Annotated in this window: 17 protein-coding genes; 10 read left to right on the top strand and 7 right to left on the bottom strand. The window is 62.6% G+C overall.

Annotated elements, in window-relative coordinates:
• Positions 1–12: 12 nt before the first annotated feature.
• From accB to AB5Y70_RS03325, 7 genes are all read right to left on the bottom strand, one after another.
• Positions 13–474, bottom strand: coding sequence for an acetyl-CoA carboxylase biotin carboxyl carrier protein (accB, locus tag AB5Y70_RS03295; RefSeq protein ID WP_010675405.1), 462 nt, complete (start codon positions 472–474; stop codon positions 13–15).
• Positions 475–510: 36 nt separating this feature from the next.
• Positions 511–960, bottom strand: coding sequence for a type II 3-dehydroquinate dehydratase (gene aroQ / locus AB5Y70_RS03300; RefSeq protein WP_039040307.1), 450 nt, complete (start codon positions 958–960; stop codon positions 511–513).
• Between the two features lie 283 nt (positions 961–1,243).
• A complete protein-coding gene (acs, locus tag AB5Y70_RS03305; protein ID WP_039040306.1) occupies positions 1,244–3,190 on the bottom strand; it encodes an acetate--CoA ligase in 1,947 nt (648 codons plus the stop codon).
• A gap of 176 nt (positions 3,191–3,366) precedes the next feature.
• On the bottom strand, positions 3,367–5,157 hold the full coding sequence (locus AB5Y70_RS03310; protein ID WP_043153254.1) for a GGDEF and EAL domain-containing protein: 1,791 nt from the start codon (positions 5,155–5,157) through the stop codon (positions 3,367–3,369).
• A 105-nt stretch (positions 5,158–5,262) separates the two neighbouring features.
• Positions 5,263–5,631: a hypothetical protein gene (locus tag AB5Y70_RS03315; RefSeq protein WP_043153253.1), complete on the bottom strand. Its 369-nt coding sequence runs from the start codon at positions 5,629–5,631 to the stop codon at positions 5,263–5,265.
• 7 nt (positions 5,632–5,638) lie between these two features.
• On the bottom strand, positions 5,639–6,283 hold the full coding sequence (gene torD, locus AB5Y70_RS03320) for a molecular chaperone TorD (protein ID WP_043153252.1): 645 nt from the start codon (positions 6,281–6,283) through the stop codon (positions 5,639–5,641).
• Positions 6,284–6,449: 166 nt separating this feature from the next.
• Entirely contained in the window at positions 6,450–6,737 is a 288-nt protein-coding gene (locus AB5Y70_RS03325) for a hypothetical protein (RefSeq protein ID WP_043153251.1), read from the bottom strand.
• 350 nt (positions 6,738–7,087) lie between these two features.
• Between AB5Y70_RS03325 and glyA the strand changes: the two genes are divergently transcribed.
• The 10 genes from glyA to AB5Y70_RS03375 all read left to right on the top strand — a co-directional run bounded on the left by glyA (position 7,088) and on the right by AB5Y70_RS03375 (position 15,324).
• On the top strand, positions 7,088–8,341 hold the full coding sequence (gene glyA, locus AB5Y70_RS03330; protein ID WP_043153250.1) for a serine hydroxymethyltransferase: 1,254 nt from the start codon (positions 7,088–7,090) through the stop codon (positions 8,339–8,341).
• Between the two features lie 87 nt (positions 8,342–8,428).
• Entirely contained in the window at positions 8,429–8,863 is a 435-nt protein-coding gene (locus tag AB5Y70_RS03335; RefSeq protein WP_049636594.1) for a hypothetical protein, read from the top strand.
• A 134-nt stretch (positions 8,864–8,997) separates the two neighbouring features.
• Positions 8,998–9,447: a transcriptional regulator NrdR gene (gene nrdR, locus AB5Y70_RS03340; protein ID WP_010675395.1), complete on the top strand. Its 450-nt coding sequence runs from the start codon at positions 8,998–9,000 to the stop codon at positions 9,445–9,447.
• Positions 9,448–9,724: 277 nt separating this feature from the next.
• A complete protein-coding gene (gene ribD, locus AB5Y70_RS03345; protein ID WP_043153248.1) occupies positions 9,725–10,834 on the top strand; it encodes a bifunctional diaminohydroxyphosphoribosylaminopyrimidine deaminase/5-amino-6-(5-phosphoribosylamino)uracil reductase RibD in 1,110 nt (369 codons plus the stop codon).
• Between the two features lie 55 nt (positions 10,835–10,889).
• Positions 10,890–11,543, top strand: a complete 654-nt coding sequence (locus AB5Y70_RS03350) for a riboflavin synthase (protein WP_043153281.1) — start codon at positions 10,890–10,892, stop codon at positions 11,541–11,543.
• Between the two features lie 137 nt (positions 11,544–11,680).
• Positions 11,681–12,790: a bifunctional 3,4-dihydroxy-2-butanone-4-phosphate synthase/GTP cyclohydrolase II gene (ribBA, locus tag AB5Y70_RS03355; protein ID WP_039040299.1), complete on the top strand. Its 1,110-nt coding sequence runs from the start codon at positions 11,681–11,683 to the stop codon at positions 12,788–12,790.
• 133 nt (positions 12,791–12,923) lie between these two features.
• A complete protein-coding gene (gene ribE, locus AB5Y70_RS03360) occupies positions 12,924–13,394 on the top strand; it encodes a 6,7-dimethyl-8-ribityllumazine synthase (protein WP_010675391.1) in 471 nt (156 codons plus the stop codon).
• A gap of 14 nt (positions 13,395–13,408) precedes the next feature.
• Positions 13,409–13,822, top strand: a complete 414-nt coding sequence (nusB, locus tag AB5Y70_RS03365) for a transcription antitermination factor NusB (RefSeq protein WP_010675390.1) — start codon at positions 13,409–13,411, stop codon at positions 13,820–13,822.
• Between the two features lie 57 nt (positions 13,823–13,879).
• On the top strand, positions 13,880–14,839 hold the full coding sequence (thiL, locus tag AB5Y70_RS03370) for a thiamine-phosphate kinase (protein ID WP_043153245.1): 960 nt from the start codon (positions 13,880–13,882) through the stop codon (positions 14,837–14,839).
• A complete protein-coding gene (locus AB5Y70_RS03375; RefSeq protein ID WP_043153244.1) occupies positions 14,836–15,324 on the top strand; it encodes a phosphatidylglycerophosphatase A in 489 nt (162 codons plus the stop codon). Before thiL ends, AB5Y70_RS03375 begins: the two co-directional genes overlap by 4 nt.
• The last annotated feature ends 206 nt before the right edge of the window (positions 15,325–15,530 follow it).

Here is a 15,530-nt window from a genome sequence, read left to right on the forward strand (position 1 = left end):
TGGCATTTTCCCTTATTCGATGATGAACAGCGGCTCGTCAAACTCGACGGCCTGACCATTTTCAACCAGGATCGCTTTGATCACGCCGGCCTTGTCAGACTCGATTTGGTTCATCATTTTCATGGCTTCGACGATGCACAGGGTGTCGCCGACATTGACGTGCTGACCGACTTCCACGAACGGCTTGGCTTCCGGGCTGGAGGAGCGGTAGAAGGAGCCCACCATGGGGGAGCGCATCAGATGACCGCTCGGGGCGGCATCGGCAGCAGGCGCAGCGGCTGCTGCCGGAGCAGCGGCAACCGGTGCGGCAACCTGAGCTGCGGCCTGGGGCATGATCATCTGCGGGGCAACGCTAACCTGGCCGGAGAAATTACGGCTGATGCGAACGGACTCTTCCCCTTCGGAGATTTCCAGCTCGGCGATGCCGGACTCTTCAACCAGTTCAATCAGCTTCTTGATTTTGCGGATATCCATTAGCATTCTCTTTCTTCTTTATCTGATCAGTGATTATCAAGCCGCGCGCAACTGATGCACGGCCGCGGTTAAAGCGAATTGGTAACCATCGGCACCCAACCCGCAGATCACCCCCTTGGCGACATCAGACAGATAGGAGTGATGACGGAAGGGCTCCCTGGCATGAACGTTTGACAGGTGAACCTCGATAAAGGGGATGGCCACACCCAGCAGGGCATCGCGCAGGGCAACGCTGGTATGGGTGAAGGCGGCGGGATTGATGATGATGAAATCCACCTGGCCCATGGCCTGATGGATGCGGCCGATCAGCTCGTGCTCGGCATTGGATTGCAGATGTTCCAGGGTGACACCGAGTTCGCTGGCGCTGCGCGTCAGATCGGCGACGATCTCATCGAGCGTCTTGCTGCCGTAGATTCCCGGCTCCCGCTTGCCCAGCAGATTCAGATTGGGGCCGTTAAGCAGGAGGATTCGGTGATGTTGCGACATATTGAGTACATCCTCGATGATTATGCTGCTATCTATCAGCTATCTTTGGACTACCAAAAATCTAGCCAATTTTTGCACAAATCGGTGTGCCCTGACACACAGATTTCGCAATTATATTGATTTCGTGAAAATTAGCAGCATTTTACTGGTCTAATCTCTACATCTGGCTATTTATTGGCCTGATTTGCCCGTAAGCCCTGCCTGCCACCGAACTCTGCCCTGTCCGGATCCCGAAGACAACAAAGCCGGCACGTGGCCGGCTCTGTTGACGTGGGGAAGAGACTCACGCCGCTTCCGACTTCTCGCGGATCAGCTTGTCCACGACCCCCGGATCCGCCAGGGTGGAGATATCCCCCAGGCTGTCGGTTTCGCCGGTGGCGATCTTGCGCAATATGCGCCGCATGATCTTGCCGGAACGGGTCTTGGGCAGCCCTTCTGCCCAGTGGATCACGTCCGGGGTCGCGATGGCGCCAATCTCCTTGCGCACCCACTCCTTCACTTCCTTGTGCAGCTCGCGGCTCGGCTCTTCCCCGGCGATCAGGGTGACATAGGCGTAGATGCCCTGTCCCTTGATCTCGTGGGGAACGCCCACCACCGCCGCTTCGGCGATCTTCGGATGGGCCACCAGAGCGGACTCGATTTCGGCGGTGCCCATGCGGTGGCCGGAGACGTTGAGTACATCATCCACCCGGCCGGTGATCCAGTAGTAGCCGTCCTCGTCGCGACGGGCACCGTCGCCGGTGAAGTAGCGACCCGGGAAGGTGGAGAAGTAGGTCTGCTCGAAGCGCTCGTGATCGCCGAACACGGTACGCATCTGGCCGGGCCAGGAGTCGGTGATCACCAGGTTGCCCTCGGTGGCGCCCTCCAGCGGCTCACCCAGGTTGTCCACCAGAGCAGGCTGTACTCCGAAGAAGGGACGGGTGGCCGAGCCGGGCTTGAGCGCGGTGACGCCGGGCAGCGGAGTGATGAGGATGCCGCCGGTCTCGGTCTGCCACCAGGTGTCGACGATGGGGCAGCGCTCGTCGCCGATGGTGCGGTAGTACCACTCCCAGGCTTCCGGGTTGATGGGTTCACCCACCGACCCCATGATGCGCAGGCTGGTGCGGGAAGTGCCTTCGACAGCCTCCTTGCCCTTGGCCATCAGTGCACGAATGGCGGTGGGGGCGGTATAGAGGATGGTGACCTGATGCTTGTCCACCACCTGGCTCATGCGGTTGGTAGCCGGGTAGTTGGGCACCCCTTCGAACATGACGGTGGTGGCGCCGTTGGCCAGCGGCCCGTAGACCAGATAGGAGTGACCGGTGACCCAACCCACGTCGGCGGTACACCAGTAGATGTCCTCTTCGTGGTAGTCGAACACGTATTTGAAGGTGAGGGCGGCATAGACCAGATAGCCGCCCGTGGTGTGCAGCACACCCTTGGGTTTGCCGGTGGAGCCGGAGGTGTAGAGCACGAACAGGGGATCTTCGGCGCCCATGGCTTCGGGCGGACAATCCGGGCTGGCGGCGTTGACCGCATCATGCCACCAGATGTCTCTGTGCTCGTGCCAGGCCACGTTGCCACCGGTGCGCTTGAGGACGATCACCTTGCTGACCTTGGTATCCGGGTGGGTAAGGGCCTCATCCACGTTCTTCTTGAGGGGGATGGGGCGACCGCCTCGCAATCCCTCATCGGCGGTGATGACGACGGAGGCGCCGGAGTCGATGATGCGGCCCGAGAGCGCCTCCGGCGAGAAGCCGCCGAAGACGATGCTGTGCACGGCCCCGATGCGGGTACAGGCCAGCATGGCGATGGCCGCCTCCGGCACCATGGGCATATAAAGGCAGACCATGTGGCCACGCTTGACCCCCTGGGCTTTGAGCACGTTGGCAAACTTGCACACTTCGGCGTGCAGTTCGCGATAGGTGATCTTGCGATCTTCAGCCGGGTTGTCCCCTTCCCAGATGATGGCGACCTTGTCGCCGCGCTCGCTCAGATGGCGATCCAGGCAGTTGGCCGAGACGTTGAGCAGGCCATCCTCATACCACTTGATGGAGACGTGGCCCGGATCGTAGGAGGTGTTCTTGACGCGGGTGTAGGGGGTCATCCAGTCAAGGATCTTGCCCTGCTCCCCCCAGAAGGCGTCCGGATCCTGCACCGACGCCTGATACATGGCTTCATAACCTTCCTTGTCCAGCAGGGCGCCGTTGCCGATGTGGGCCTTGACCGGGTAGACCTTGCTCTCGCTCATCTCTCACTCCTGTGAATACATTTTCTTAATGATTGAGTAACAACTTATACCTTTGGTTCCCGAGGGCAATTAGACTTTTGGATAGCGACGAAGATAGCGGCCCGGAAGGCCATGATGAGGAAGGAGAAGGGAGTCATGGGCTCCCTTCTTTGCTTGCGTGGTGGCGCGGCCAAGGCTCAATGGCGGAGGGGGAGCAGGGGAGGCAGGCTGGGTTCTGGCAGGGGATGGCTGAACAGGTAGCCCTGTCCCTCCTCGCAACGCAGGGATTGCAGGAACTGGCGCTGGGGCTGGGTTTCGATCCCCTCCGCCGTGACGGCCATGCCGAGGGAACTGGCCAGCTGGACTATGGTCCGGCACAGCTCGCGGCTGTGCTTGTCGTCGGGCAACGCCTGGACGAAGGCCCTGTCTATCTTGATGCGATCGATGGGCAGGCTCCTGAGCAGGCTCAGGGAGGAGAAACCGGTGCCGAAGTCGTCGATGGCGATCTGCACCCCCAGCGCCTTGAGACGGGTGAAGAGCCGCAGACTGTGATCCACGCTCTGGATGATGCTCTCGGTCACCTCGATCTCCAGCCGCTCGGCAGGAAAACCGGTCTCGGCCAGAATGGCTGTCACCCGCTCCACGTAGTCGTGGGAGCGCATCTCCCTGACCGACACATTGACCGAGAGCCTGGGCACGGCGAGCCCTTCGGCCAGCCACTGCTGCCCTTGCCGGCAGGCGGTGCGCATCACCCATTCGCCCAGCGGTTCGATGAGACCGCACTCCTCTGCCACCGGAATGAAACGGTCCGGGGATATCATGCCAAGGCTGGGATGCTGCCAGCGGATCAGGGCCTCCAGGCCGCTGCGATGACCATCCGCCAGATCCGTCATGGGTTGGTAGAGCAGGCGGAACTCTTGCTGCTCAATGGCCTTGAGCAGTCCCTGCTCCAGCAGCATCCGCTCCCTGGTCTGTGCCGTCATGTCGGGGGAGTGGAACAGATAGCCGTTGCGGCCACGGCGCTTGGCTTCATGCATGGCGTTGTCCGCCGCGCTGATGAGGCTGTCCGGGGTCTGGCCATGCTCCGGATAGAGGGAGATGCCGATGCTGGCGGAGAGCCTCACCCGCTCCTGGGCGATGTCGGCGGGATCGTGCAGCCTGTGTTGCAGCCGTTCGATCAGCCCCACCAGTTCCTGCGGCTCCCCGATGCCTGGGAGCAGCACCAGAAACTCGTCCGCCCCCAGCCGGATGGCGACATCCCCGGTGTGCAGGCAGTGGCGGATGCGATCCGCCGACAGCTTGAGCAGCTGATCGCCGGCGTTGTGCCCCAGGTTGTCGTTGATGAGCTTGAAGCTGTCGAGATCGATGAAGAGCAGCGCCAGGGCATGCCGGTTCAGGCGGGCCGTCGCGATCTCCATGGCGAGTCGCTCCTGCAGCAGGTGGCGATTGCCGAGGTCGGTGAGGGGATCGTGATAGGAGAGGTGCTGCAGTCTGGCCTGCATCTGGTAGAGCCGCTGTACATGGTGATGGGTGATTTCCTGGATCCCGAGGGGACCGGGCACTCCGGGGGGGAGGCGGGGCACGGGGACGAGCTCGCGCATGATGAGAAAGAGGCCGTTGAAGATGCCGTCGTCATCCAGCACCGGGCTGCAGCTCAGGCGCCACCGTCTCGGCGGCGCGGAATGGGTGGCCTCCATGTCGTCCAGCTCCACGTCGGCCTGCGCAGCGCCATGGCGCAGTTGCTGAAGCAAAGGGGCCAGCAGGGGGGCCTGGGCCGGACTGATTTCAAACAGCGTCTTGCCGACGTGGTCCGCCTGGGGGAGGCCGCTTCGCTCGGCAAAGCTGGCGTTGACGCCACGGCATCTGAACTCTCGATCGAACACGCCAATGCCAAACGGGGCCTGCTCGAACAACCGTTGCAACTCGTGAAGGGAGAGCGGGCCTGACAGATGCGGTGTCGGAACCGATTCGGGTAGCACTTTTTCCATGGAGGCTCCTGAATTGATTTCTTTGTCATTTGGACGGCTGTGTCAGTATGGCATGAAGTTTCAGGAGAGAAAGAAAGTGTGGGGAGGAGTTAAATCAACGGGATGTCAGCCTTTCTGGCGACCAAAGGCCTGGATGCCCCGCACGAACACGAGCCAGCCTACCAGATGAAACGGCAGCGCCATGGCGTAGAGCAGCAGCCAGTGACTCTCCGTGCCGCTGCTGTTGATGAAGCCGATCCAGGCGGCCAGCAGGGCCAGCATGCCCGCGATCTGGAAGCGGCGGCGCAGTACCACTTCCACCCCGAGATTGGCGAGGTAGAGGGTCAGCAGTATGCCGGCAAAACCGGTGAGCTGGGCGGTGCCGTAGAGTGTCCGATCCGGATTGAACAGCAGGACGACGAGGGGGGTAATGCCCTGATCCAGCGGGATCAGGGCCAGCAGCCAGCAGGCGATCAGCAGCAGGGCTGTCTTCATGACGGGCTCAGTCGGCGGATTTCGCCGGTTTGACCAGGGAGAGGTAGTTGGCATCCATCTTCAGAAATACCCCCAGCAGCCGGGCGCTGGCACCGTAGAAGCCAAACGGGTCGGCGGCGCGGCAGGCCTGCTCGAAGGGCTCGAACCAAGCCAGCAGATGGCCGTGCAGCAGCCCTTCCTGTTCGCCGAGCCACTCCTCGCGAAGGGCGGCGGTGGTCGCCTCGGCGGCGCGGATGATGAGGTTGCCCATCAGATCCAGTTCGATGGCCAGGTGGTCGACAGGCTGCTGGTATTTCTCGCTGACATCGATAGCGAGCCGGTTCAGGCGCTGTTCCATGCGGCTAAGCGCCGTGTTGTCACCATGAGCGGATTCGTATGGTTGCACCGCTTTGGGGGAGAGAAATAGCGCGTTGAAGTCGGCAGCCAGTGTAGTGGCGCGCTCCTCGCGAACCAGCAGACGGGCGATGGCTTCGTTGAGTTCTGCCACCGCCTCGCGCATGGGATCCAGGGTGGAGAGACTCTTCAAGAAGCTGCGTACGTCATAGGTGTCGTATTCAGCGATCTGTGCATCACTGAGTTCGGCAGCGAACAGGGTGGAAAACCACCAGTAAAGCTCGGCCCGGCGTTCGCTGGTAGCCATGAATTCCTGCATTTTTCCTCCGTGGATGACAATCGGGAGTCATAGAGGCTCCCGATTCTAACGACTTTAAAAATAAAGGAAACTCACGGGGCGCTTTGGTCGGATCGCCTTGGCGAGCGGAGTGATGACGCAGGAGCAGGCGACGGTTCTCGCTCGCGACAGCGGACGCTGCGCGGTCCTACTCCTCGACGCGATAGAGCGCCTGCTTGCAGCGGGGACAGATATGCTGGCGCCGGTAATCCAGCTGGTGCACCAGGCCCACAGCCTGCTGCTGGTGGTGGCCGCAATGAATGCAGAAGATGATATCCCCATCGGCGGCGCCGGGGTGGGCCGCCAGGTACTGCTCCCGAGTGGGCAGTGCTTCCCAGCGGATGGTGCAGGCGCCCTTGCGGCTGCCGGTGTAGTAGACCCAGTAGAAGAGAGCGAAGACCGCGACAATCAAGAACAGCATCAGATGATCCATCATGGTGTTTCCCCTTGTGGTCCGGGATGAAAACGCATGGCGTGGCCTCTGCGGGGCCGGCAGAGGCCGCGCGGTCTAAAGATGTTATCTGTTAGTAAACGCTATATCCATGATCTAGCTCTGGTTTTTGGCTGCCAGTCGGCAGAGGCTGGCGGGGGGGTGGGGGCCGGCGACTCGCTGGCTGGGGTGAGCGGACGCTGACCGGGAGGAGGGGCGGGTTTCGAGAATTGCGACGTATTTTACATTTTATAAACAATTTTTTGGGTGGTTGGACTGTCTCTTTGATCCAGCTCACGTTACAATGCGCGGGCCCACTTCACCTATCGCGCAAACGATTTTCAGGAGATAAACGGATGTTGAAACGTGACATGACCATCGCCGGCTATGATCCAGAGCTGTGGCAGGCCATCACAGACGAGACCCGTCGTCAGGAAGAGCACATCGAGCTGATTGCGTCCGAGAACTACACCAGCCCCCGCGTCATGGAAGCCCAGGGCTCCCAGTTGACCAACAAGTACGCCGAAGGCTACCCGGCCAAGCGTTACTACGGCGGTTGCGAGTATGTGGATGTGGTTGAAACCCTGGCCATCGAGCGCGCCAAAGAGCTGTTCGGTGCCACCTACGCCAACGTGCAGCCGCACTCCGGCTCCCAGGCCAACAGCGCCGTCTACATGGCCCTGCTGCAACCGGGCGACACCGTGCTCGGCATGAACCTGGCCCACGGCGGTCACCTGACCCACGGCTCCCCCGTCAACTTCTCCGGCAAGCTGTACAACATCATCCCCTACGGCATCGACGAGTCCGGCAAGATCGACTACGACGAGATGGAGCGCCTGGCCGTTGAGCACAAGCCGAAGATGATGATCGGCGGCTTCTCCGCCTACTCCGGCATCGTCGACTGGGCCCGCATGCGCGAGATCGCCGACAAGATCGGTGCTTACCTGTTCGTGGACATGGCCCACGTAGCCGGTCTGATTGCCGCTGGCGTCTACCCGAACCCGGTGCCCCACGCTCACGTGGTCACCTCCACCACCCACAAGACCCTGGCCGGTCCGCGCGGTGGTCTGATCCTCTCCGCCGCCGACGACGAAGATCTGTACAAGAAGCTGAACTCCGCCGTCTTCCCGGGTGGTCAGGGCGGCCCGCTGATGCACGTCATCGCCGGCAAGGCCGTGGCCTTCAAGGAAGCGCTGGAGCCCGAGTTCAAGACCTACCAGGCCCAGGTCGTGAAGAACGCCAAGGCCATGGCGGCGACCTTTATCGAGCGCGGCTACAAGATCGTCTCCGGCGGTACCGACAACCATCTGATGCTGGTGGATCTGATCGGTCGCGAGCTGACCGGCAAAGATGCCGACGCAGCCCTCGGCAAGGCCAACATCACCGTCAACAAGAACTCCGTACCGAACGACCCGCGTTCCCCGTTCGTGACCTCCGGCGTGCGTATCGGCACCCCGGCCATCACCCGCCGTGGCTTCAAGGAGGCCGAGTCCATCCAGTTGGCCAACTGGATCTGCGACGTGCTGGACAACCACGACAACGACGCCGTGCTGGCGACCGTGCGCGAGAAGGTGCTGGACATCTGCCGCCGCTTCCCGGTCTACGCATAATCAGCCTGACCTTCAGGTTGAAGACCAATGCCACCCTCGGGTGGCATTGTTTTTTGCAGCGTCTGGCAAGATGAGACAGAGGTGATCATGTGCGATGACATGGAAGAGGACGTGCTGGAGGCGTCACTGCGGCAGACGGTTCGCGCCCAGTACCACCTTCGCGCCAGCGAACAGGGGCTGCTGGCTTGGGATGTGCGCCGCTTGATCCGGCTGAGCCGCAACCTGCCGGTGCAGGCGGTGGCTCTCGGCGAGATTGCCGAGCTTGACCGCGACCACTGGTACGGCCATGGCGACGCCACGCCCACGGTGCGCAGCGTGGTGGCGCATTGCCAGCTCATGATGGCGGCGGATCTCGCCTATCCCATCCTGCTGGACAGCGCCGGTCGGGTGATGGATGGCATGCACCGGGTGGGCAAGGCGCTGATGCTGGGCCACAGCCATGTGGCTGCTCGCCGGTTCGCGGCGGATCCTGCCCCCGATTACCAGGATTGCGACCCCGAGGCGTTGCCCTATGACGACTGAGTCCTGCCCGAAGGTCTGGCTGGTTGTCCCTTGTTTTCATGGGCTTTTACCGGCTCTGGATGGCCGTGTTACACTGGCTGGCCTAGCGCCAGCCCTCGGGGCCCGCGCCCATTTTCATCCACGCCGGAGGTCAGATGCATTGCCCTTTCTGTAGTGCCGTTGATACCAAGGTGATCGATTCCCGTCTGGTGGCCGAGGGCCATCAGGTGCGCCGCCGTCGCGAATGCCTGCTCTGTCACGAGCGTTTTACCACCTTCGAAATGGCCGAACTGGTCATGCCCCGCGTCATCAAGTCCAACGGCTCCCGCGAGCCCTTCAACGAAGACAAGCTGCGTGCCGGCATTCTGCGGGCGCTGGAGAAGCGGCCGGTGAGCATGGAGGCCATCGAGAAGGCGGTCAACCACATCAAGTCCCGCCTGCGGGCCACCGGCGAGCGGGAGGTGGCCTCCCAGCTGGTGGGCAATCTGGTGATGGATGAGCTCAAGAGTCTGGACAAGGTGGCCTACATCCGCTTTGCCTCCGTCTACCGCAGCTTTGAAGACATTCGCGAATTCGGGGAAGAGATCGCCAAGCTGGAGAAGTAACGCCGGCCTGCGGCTCCCTATGTGAATAAGAGAGGGGCTGCCGTTGCGGCAGCGCCAGTTGTTACACCAGTGAGACATCCTGATAGTGCATCGTTGCACTGGTGAAAAAATATGAAGGCGTGCGGCCGCATCCTGCGATGTGTGTGCCCGTCGCCATGGCGTCAGATGCCATGGCCGATCTGCCCGAGAAGGCGTGCGGCAAGCGCGTACACCCTATTTTCTTGTCCCATCGGATGGCCGTGCCACGGGGGGCAGGTTGCTGGACACAGGAGCCCGGATGTTTAGTCAAGACGATTACCAATGGATGAGCCGGGCCCTCGAACTGGCCCGGTGCGGCCGTTACACCACGGCCCCCAACCCCTGCGTCGGCGCCGTGCTGGTGAAGGCCGGCGTGGTGGTGGGGGAGGGCTGGCACAAGCGGGCCGGTGAGCCCCATGCCGAGGTCTATGCTCTGCACGCGGCAGGGGAAGAGGCCCGCGGTGCCACCGCCTATGTGACCCTGGAGCCCTGCTCCCATCATGGTCGCACGCCGCCCTGCGCCGAGGCGCTCATCAAGGCCGGGGTGACCCGGGTGGTGGCTGCCATGGTGGATCCCAATCCCCAGGTGGGCGGGCGCGGCCTGCGGATGCTCTCCGAGGCGGGGATCAAGACCGATTTCGGCCTGCTGGCCGCGGAAGCCGAGGCCCTCAATCCCGGTTTCTTCAAGCGGATGCGCACCGCGTTTCCGCTGGTGACGGTCAAGCTGGGGGCGAGCCTGGATGGTCGCACCGCCATGGCGAGTGGCGAGAGCCAGTGGATCACCTCTGCGGAGGCGCGCCGGGACGTGCAGCGGCTGCGGGCCCGTCACGATGCGGTGCTCTCCAGCGCCGAGACCGTGCTGGCGGATGGCGCCTCCCTCACCGTGCGCTGGGACGAGCTGCCCCCCTCGGTCAAGGCGGTCTATCCCAAAGAGACCCTGCGCCAGCCACTGCGGGTCATCGTGGATTCGCAAAACCGGCTCACCCCGGATCTGCCGTTGTTCCAGAGCGAGAGCCCGGTACTGCTGGCCCGCCACAAGGCATCCGGTGAGTGGCCCGCCTGGGTGCAGCAGCTGGAGGTGCCGCTGCTGGATGGCAAGCTGGATCTGGTCAGTCTGTTCATGCTGCTGGCCAAACAGAACGTCAACTCGGTGTTGGTGGAGGCGGGGCCGCGGCTGTGCGGCGCCCTGCTGGAGAAGGGGCTGGTGGACGAGCTGGTGCTCTATCAGGCGCCCAAACTGATGGGGGATGAGGGGCGCGGTCTGTTCCATCTGCCGGGGCTGACCCGGCTGTTCCAGGCTCCCAAACTCAACCTCAAGGATGTGCGCATGCTTGGCCAGGATATTCGCATCACTGCGAAAATAGCCTGATTTTTCAATGTTCACGGGGGCATCCATCGCCCCCGTCATCAGCAAGGTGATCTGCATGTTTACCGGAATTATCGAAGCGGTGGGAACCCTGGTCGAGCTGCGTCGCCAGGGGGAGGACATGGCCCTCACCGTGCACGCGCCGACCCTGGACTTCAGTGACGTCAAGCTGGGCGACTCCATCGCCACCAACGGCGTCTGTCTCACCGTGGTGGCGCTTGGGGATCACAGCTACACCGCCGACGTCTCCCTGGAAACCCTCTCCCGCACCGGTTTTTCTGCCGCCAAGGTGGGGGATCCGGTCAACCTCGAGAAGGCGTTGATGCCCACTTCCCGCCTCGGCGGCCACCTGGTCTCTGGCCACGTGGACGGCATCGGCGAGGTGAAGAGCAAATCGTCCAGCGGCCGCGCCATCGAATACTGGATCAAGGCGCCGGGGGAGCTCTCGCGCTACATCGCCGAGAAGGGCTCCATTGCGGTGGATGGCATCAGCCTCACCGTCAATGCGGTTCAGGGGGATCTGTTCCGGCTGACCATTGTGCCCCACACCGCCCAGGAGACCACCATCGCCCGCTGGAAACCCGGCTACCGGGTCAATCTCGAGGTGGACCAGATAGCCCGCTATCTGGAGCGGCTGATGACGGGCAAGCGCGAGGAGAGCAGTGCCTCTACCCTGACCCTGGAAAAGCTGGCCCAGTCCGGATTCTTGTGAGCCGTTTTGACGGGAAAACGCGGTTCTGTGATCCCGCGCGGATTGAAACGGGGCCGCGTGCCCCCATCTAGAGCACAATACGCAGTATCAAGTCGAGCCGACTGGCTCAATCCCCAAGCATGTTGATGGAGTAGCCCATGGCGCTGAGCACGACCCAGGAAATCATTGCCGATATCAAGGCTGGCAAGATGGTGATCCTGATGGATGACGAAGACAGGGAGAACGAAGGGGACCTGATCATGGCCGCCTCCTGTGTCCGCCCGGAAGACATCAACTTCATGGCGCGCTACGGTCGTGGCCTCATCTGCCTGACCCTGACCCGGGATCGCTGCAAGCAGCTGGCGCTGCCGCTGATGGTCGATCGCAACAATGCCCAGTTCTCCACCGCCTTCACCGTCTCCATCGAGGCGGCGGAAGGGGTGACCACCGGCATCTCCGCCGCCGACCGCGCCGTCACCGTGCAGGCCGCGGTGGCGCCCCATGCCAAGGCCGCCGATCTGGTGCAGCCCGGCCACATCTTCCCGCTGATGGCGCAGGATGGCGGTGTGCTGACCCGCGCCGGCCACACCGAAGCGGGCTGCGATCTGGCCCGGCTGGCCGGCTTCGAGCCTGCCTCCGTCATCGTCGAGATCCTCAACGAAGACGGCACCATGGCCCGGCGCCCGGATCTCGAGATCTTCGCCGAGCAGCACGGCATCAAGCTCGGCACCATTGCCGACCTTATCGAATACCGCAACCAGCACGAGACCACGGTAGAGAAAGTGGCCGAATGCAAGTTGCCCACCGAATACGGCGAGTTCGACCTCGTCACCTTCCGCGACACCATCGACAACCAGGTGCACTTCGCCCTGAAGAAAGGGGACGTGAAGGCCGACCAGCCGACCCTGGTACGGGTGCACCTGCACGACGTGCTGAGCGATCTGCTGCTCACCGACCGCCACAGCGCCCGCAGCTGGCCGCTGCCCAAATCCATGGCCCGCATCGCCGACGAGGGCGGGGTGCTGGTGATCCTGGGGGCGGAAGCCCATGGCGCCGAGCTGCTGGCCAGGGTCAAGGGTTTTGAAGCCGCCGACAAGGGGCTGGCACCGGAAGGGGCCAAGTGGCAGGGTACCTCGCGCCGGGTCGGCGTCGGCTCCCAGATCCTCAAGGCGCTGGGGGTCGGCAAGATGCGCCTGTTGAGCTCTCCCAAGAAGTACCATGCCCTCGGTGGCTTTGGTCTGGAAGTGGTGGAGTACGTCGGCGAGTAAGCGCTGCGTACGGTTGAATTCATCACCATGGCCGCCCGTTGCGGCCATGGTTTTTTGTCGCGGCTCTGTTGTGCTAGAATGCGTGCACTTTTGAGCCCGGCCCCTAATTGATTGCACAGAGACAGGATTTCCAATGAAGATTATCGAAGGAAATATCGCCGCTCCCGAGGCGCGTGTTGCTATTGTCGTTGCCCGTTTCAACAGCTTCATCAATGACAGCCTGGTGAACGGCGCGCTGGACGTGCTGAAGCGTCAAGGTCAGGTCCAGGAGAGCAATCTGACCCTGGTGCGTGTACCGGGGGCCGTCGAAATTCCCCTGGCGGCCAAGAAGCTGGCCAAGAGCGGTCAATACGACGCCATCGTCGCACTCGGCACCGTCATCCGCGGCGGTACCTACCACTTCGAACTGGTAGCGAGCGAGAACGGCAAGGGTCTGGCCCAGGTAATGATGGAATACGACATTCCCGTTGCCTTCGGCGTGCTGACCACCGAAAACATTGAACAAGCCATCGAACGCGCCGGTACCAAGGCGGGTAACAAGGGTGCAGAGGCTGCACTGAGCGCGCTCGAAATGATCAACGTCCTGAAACAACTGGACGTGTAACGAGGAGAAATGCATTGAAACCGTCCGAGCGCCGTAAGGCCCGCCATTGCGCCACCCAGGCCATCTACCAGTGGCAGATGACCCAGGCCAACGTGGGCGACATCGAAGAGCAGTTCAAGATCGATCAGGACACCAAGGGTGTGGACCTGAACTATTTCCGCGATCTGCTGTTCGGGGTAGCGGTCCACTGCAACGAGCTGGACAAGGTGTTCGCGCCTTTCCTCTCCCGTCCGCTGGAAGAAGTGGACATGGTGGACAAGGCGATCCTGCGTCTGGCGACCTACGAGCTGACCCGTCGTGAAGATGTGCCGCCGCGCGTGGTGATCAACGAAGCGATCGAGCTGGCCAAAGCTTTCGCCGCCGATGACAGCCACAAGTTTGTCAACGGCGTCCTGGACAAGGTGATCAAGACGCTGCCCAAGCGCTGATCCTGCTGTCCGTCAGCAATTAAGAGAGGAGCCAGCTTATTGCTGGCTTTTTACTGTATGGGTGAATTTGAGCTGATTGAGAAGTACTTCAAGGTCCCCCACGCCCGCAAGGACGTGGTGATGGGCCCTGGAGATGACTGTGCCCTGCTGACCCTGCCCCCCGACGCCCAGTTGGCGGTGAGCACGGACACCCTGGTGAGCGGCGTGCACTTCTTCCCCGACATGGATCCGGTGGATCTCGGCTACAAGGCGCTGGCGGTCAATCTCTCCGATCTGGCCGCCATGGGTGCCGAGCCGCGCTGGGTCTCCCTGGCCCTGACCCTGCCCGCCATCAACGAGCGCTGGGTCGCCGGTTTCGCCGAAGGGTTCCTCGAGCTCGCCGAGTACTACAACGTGGCGCTGGTGGGGGGGGACATGACCCGCGGGCCCCTCTCCATCACCGTCTCGGTGAAAGGATCGGTCCCGGCAGGTCGCGCCCTGCTGCGCAGCGGCGCCAAGGCCGGTGACGGGGTCTACGTGACCGGTACCCTGGGAGATGCCGCCCTGGCGCTCTCCCACCTGCTGGGCAAGCGCACCCTCAACGAGAACCAGCTGGCGGCCGTGCTGCCGCGCCTCGACCATCCCCATCCCCGCATCCTGGCCGGTCAGGCCCTGCGCGGGCTGGCCAGCAGCGCCCTGGATCTCTCCGACGGCCTGGCGTCCGATCTCGGCCACATCCTCAAGGCGTCCGGCGTGCGGGCCCAGATCGATCTCAACCTGCTGCCCCTCTCCCCCGTGTTGCAGGATGCAGTGCCGGCCATGGATGCCTGGCAGCTGGCCCTGGCCGGGGGCGACGACTACGAGCTCTGCTTCACCGTGCCCCAGGAGCATCACGGCGCCCTGGACACGGCGCTGGCCAATTGCGGCGTGAAGTTCACCCGCATCGGTCGCATCCTGGCCGGGGAGCCTGGTATCGACTACCTGCAGGACGAACAACCCGTCGAACTGCACCTCAAGGGCTGGGATCACTTCGCATGATGTCTTTCAAGATAAAGCCCGAACTGACGCGGCTGAACCTTAAAAACCCGCTCCACTTCCTTGCGGTTGGGTTTGGCTCCGGCCTCTCCCCCAAGGCGCCGGGCACCATGGGGACCCTGGCAGCCATCCCGCTCTATCTGTTGGTGAGCGGGCTGCCGACCTCCTGGTTCATCGTCCTGCTGGTGGTGGGTTTCGTGGCGGGCATCCGCATCTGCCAGAGCGCCACCGACGCCATCGGGATGCCGGATCACGGGGCCATCGTCTGGGACGAGGTGATCGGATTCGGGGTCACCATGATTGCGGCCCCGGCCGGCTGGGAGTGGGTGCTGGCGGGCTTCGTGCTGTTTCGCCTGTTCGACGTGCTCAAGCCCTGGCCCATCTCCTGGTTCGATCGCCGCATTCACGGCGGGCTTGGCATCATGCTGGACGATCTCATCGCCGGCCTGTTCGCCCTGGCCTGCATGCAACTGCTTGCCCACTGGTGAGGGGAGGCTGCTCCCGAACGCCCGTCTCGCTGTTTTTTCACTGCTCTCCTCTTGCAAAGAGGCCGGATATACCGCACACGCAGGCCCTGAGGGGCCTGCGTTTTTTTGTATGCAATCCCTCCCGGCTTGCCGTGCCGGCGGGCCTGTGGCCCAGGTTGATCCTTCTGCATTGTCCCTATTTAGCTCTGCCTATTTTTCCTTACTCC

Origin of the sequence: Aeromonas sp. s1(2024), assembly GCF_040908005.1 — a bacterium.
In the GTDB taxonomy this organism is placed as follows: Bacteria; Pseudomonadota; Gammaproteobacteria; order Enterobacterales; family Aeromonadaceae; genus Aeromonas; species Aeromonas caviae.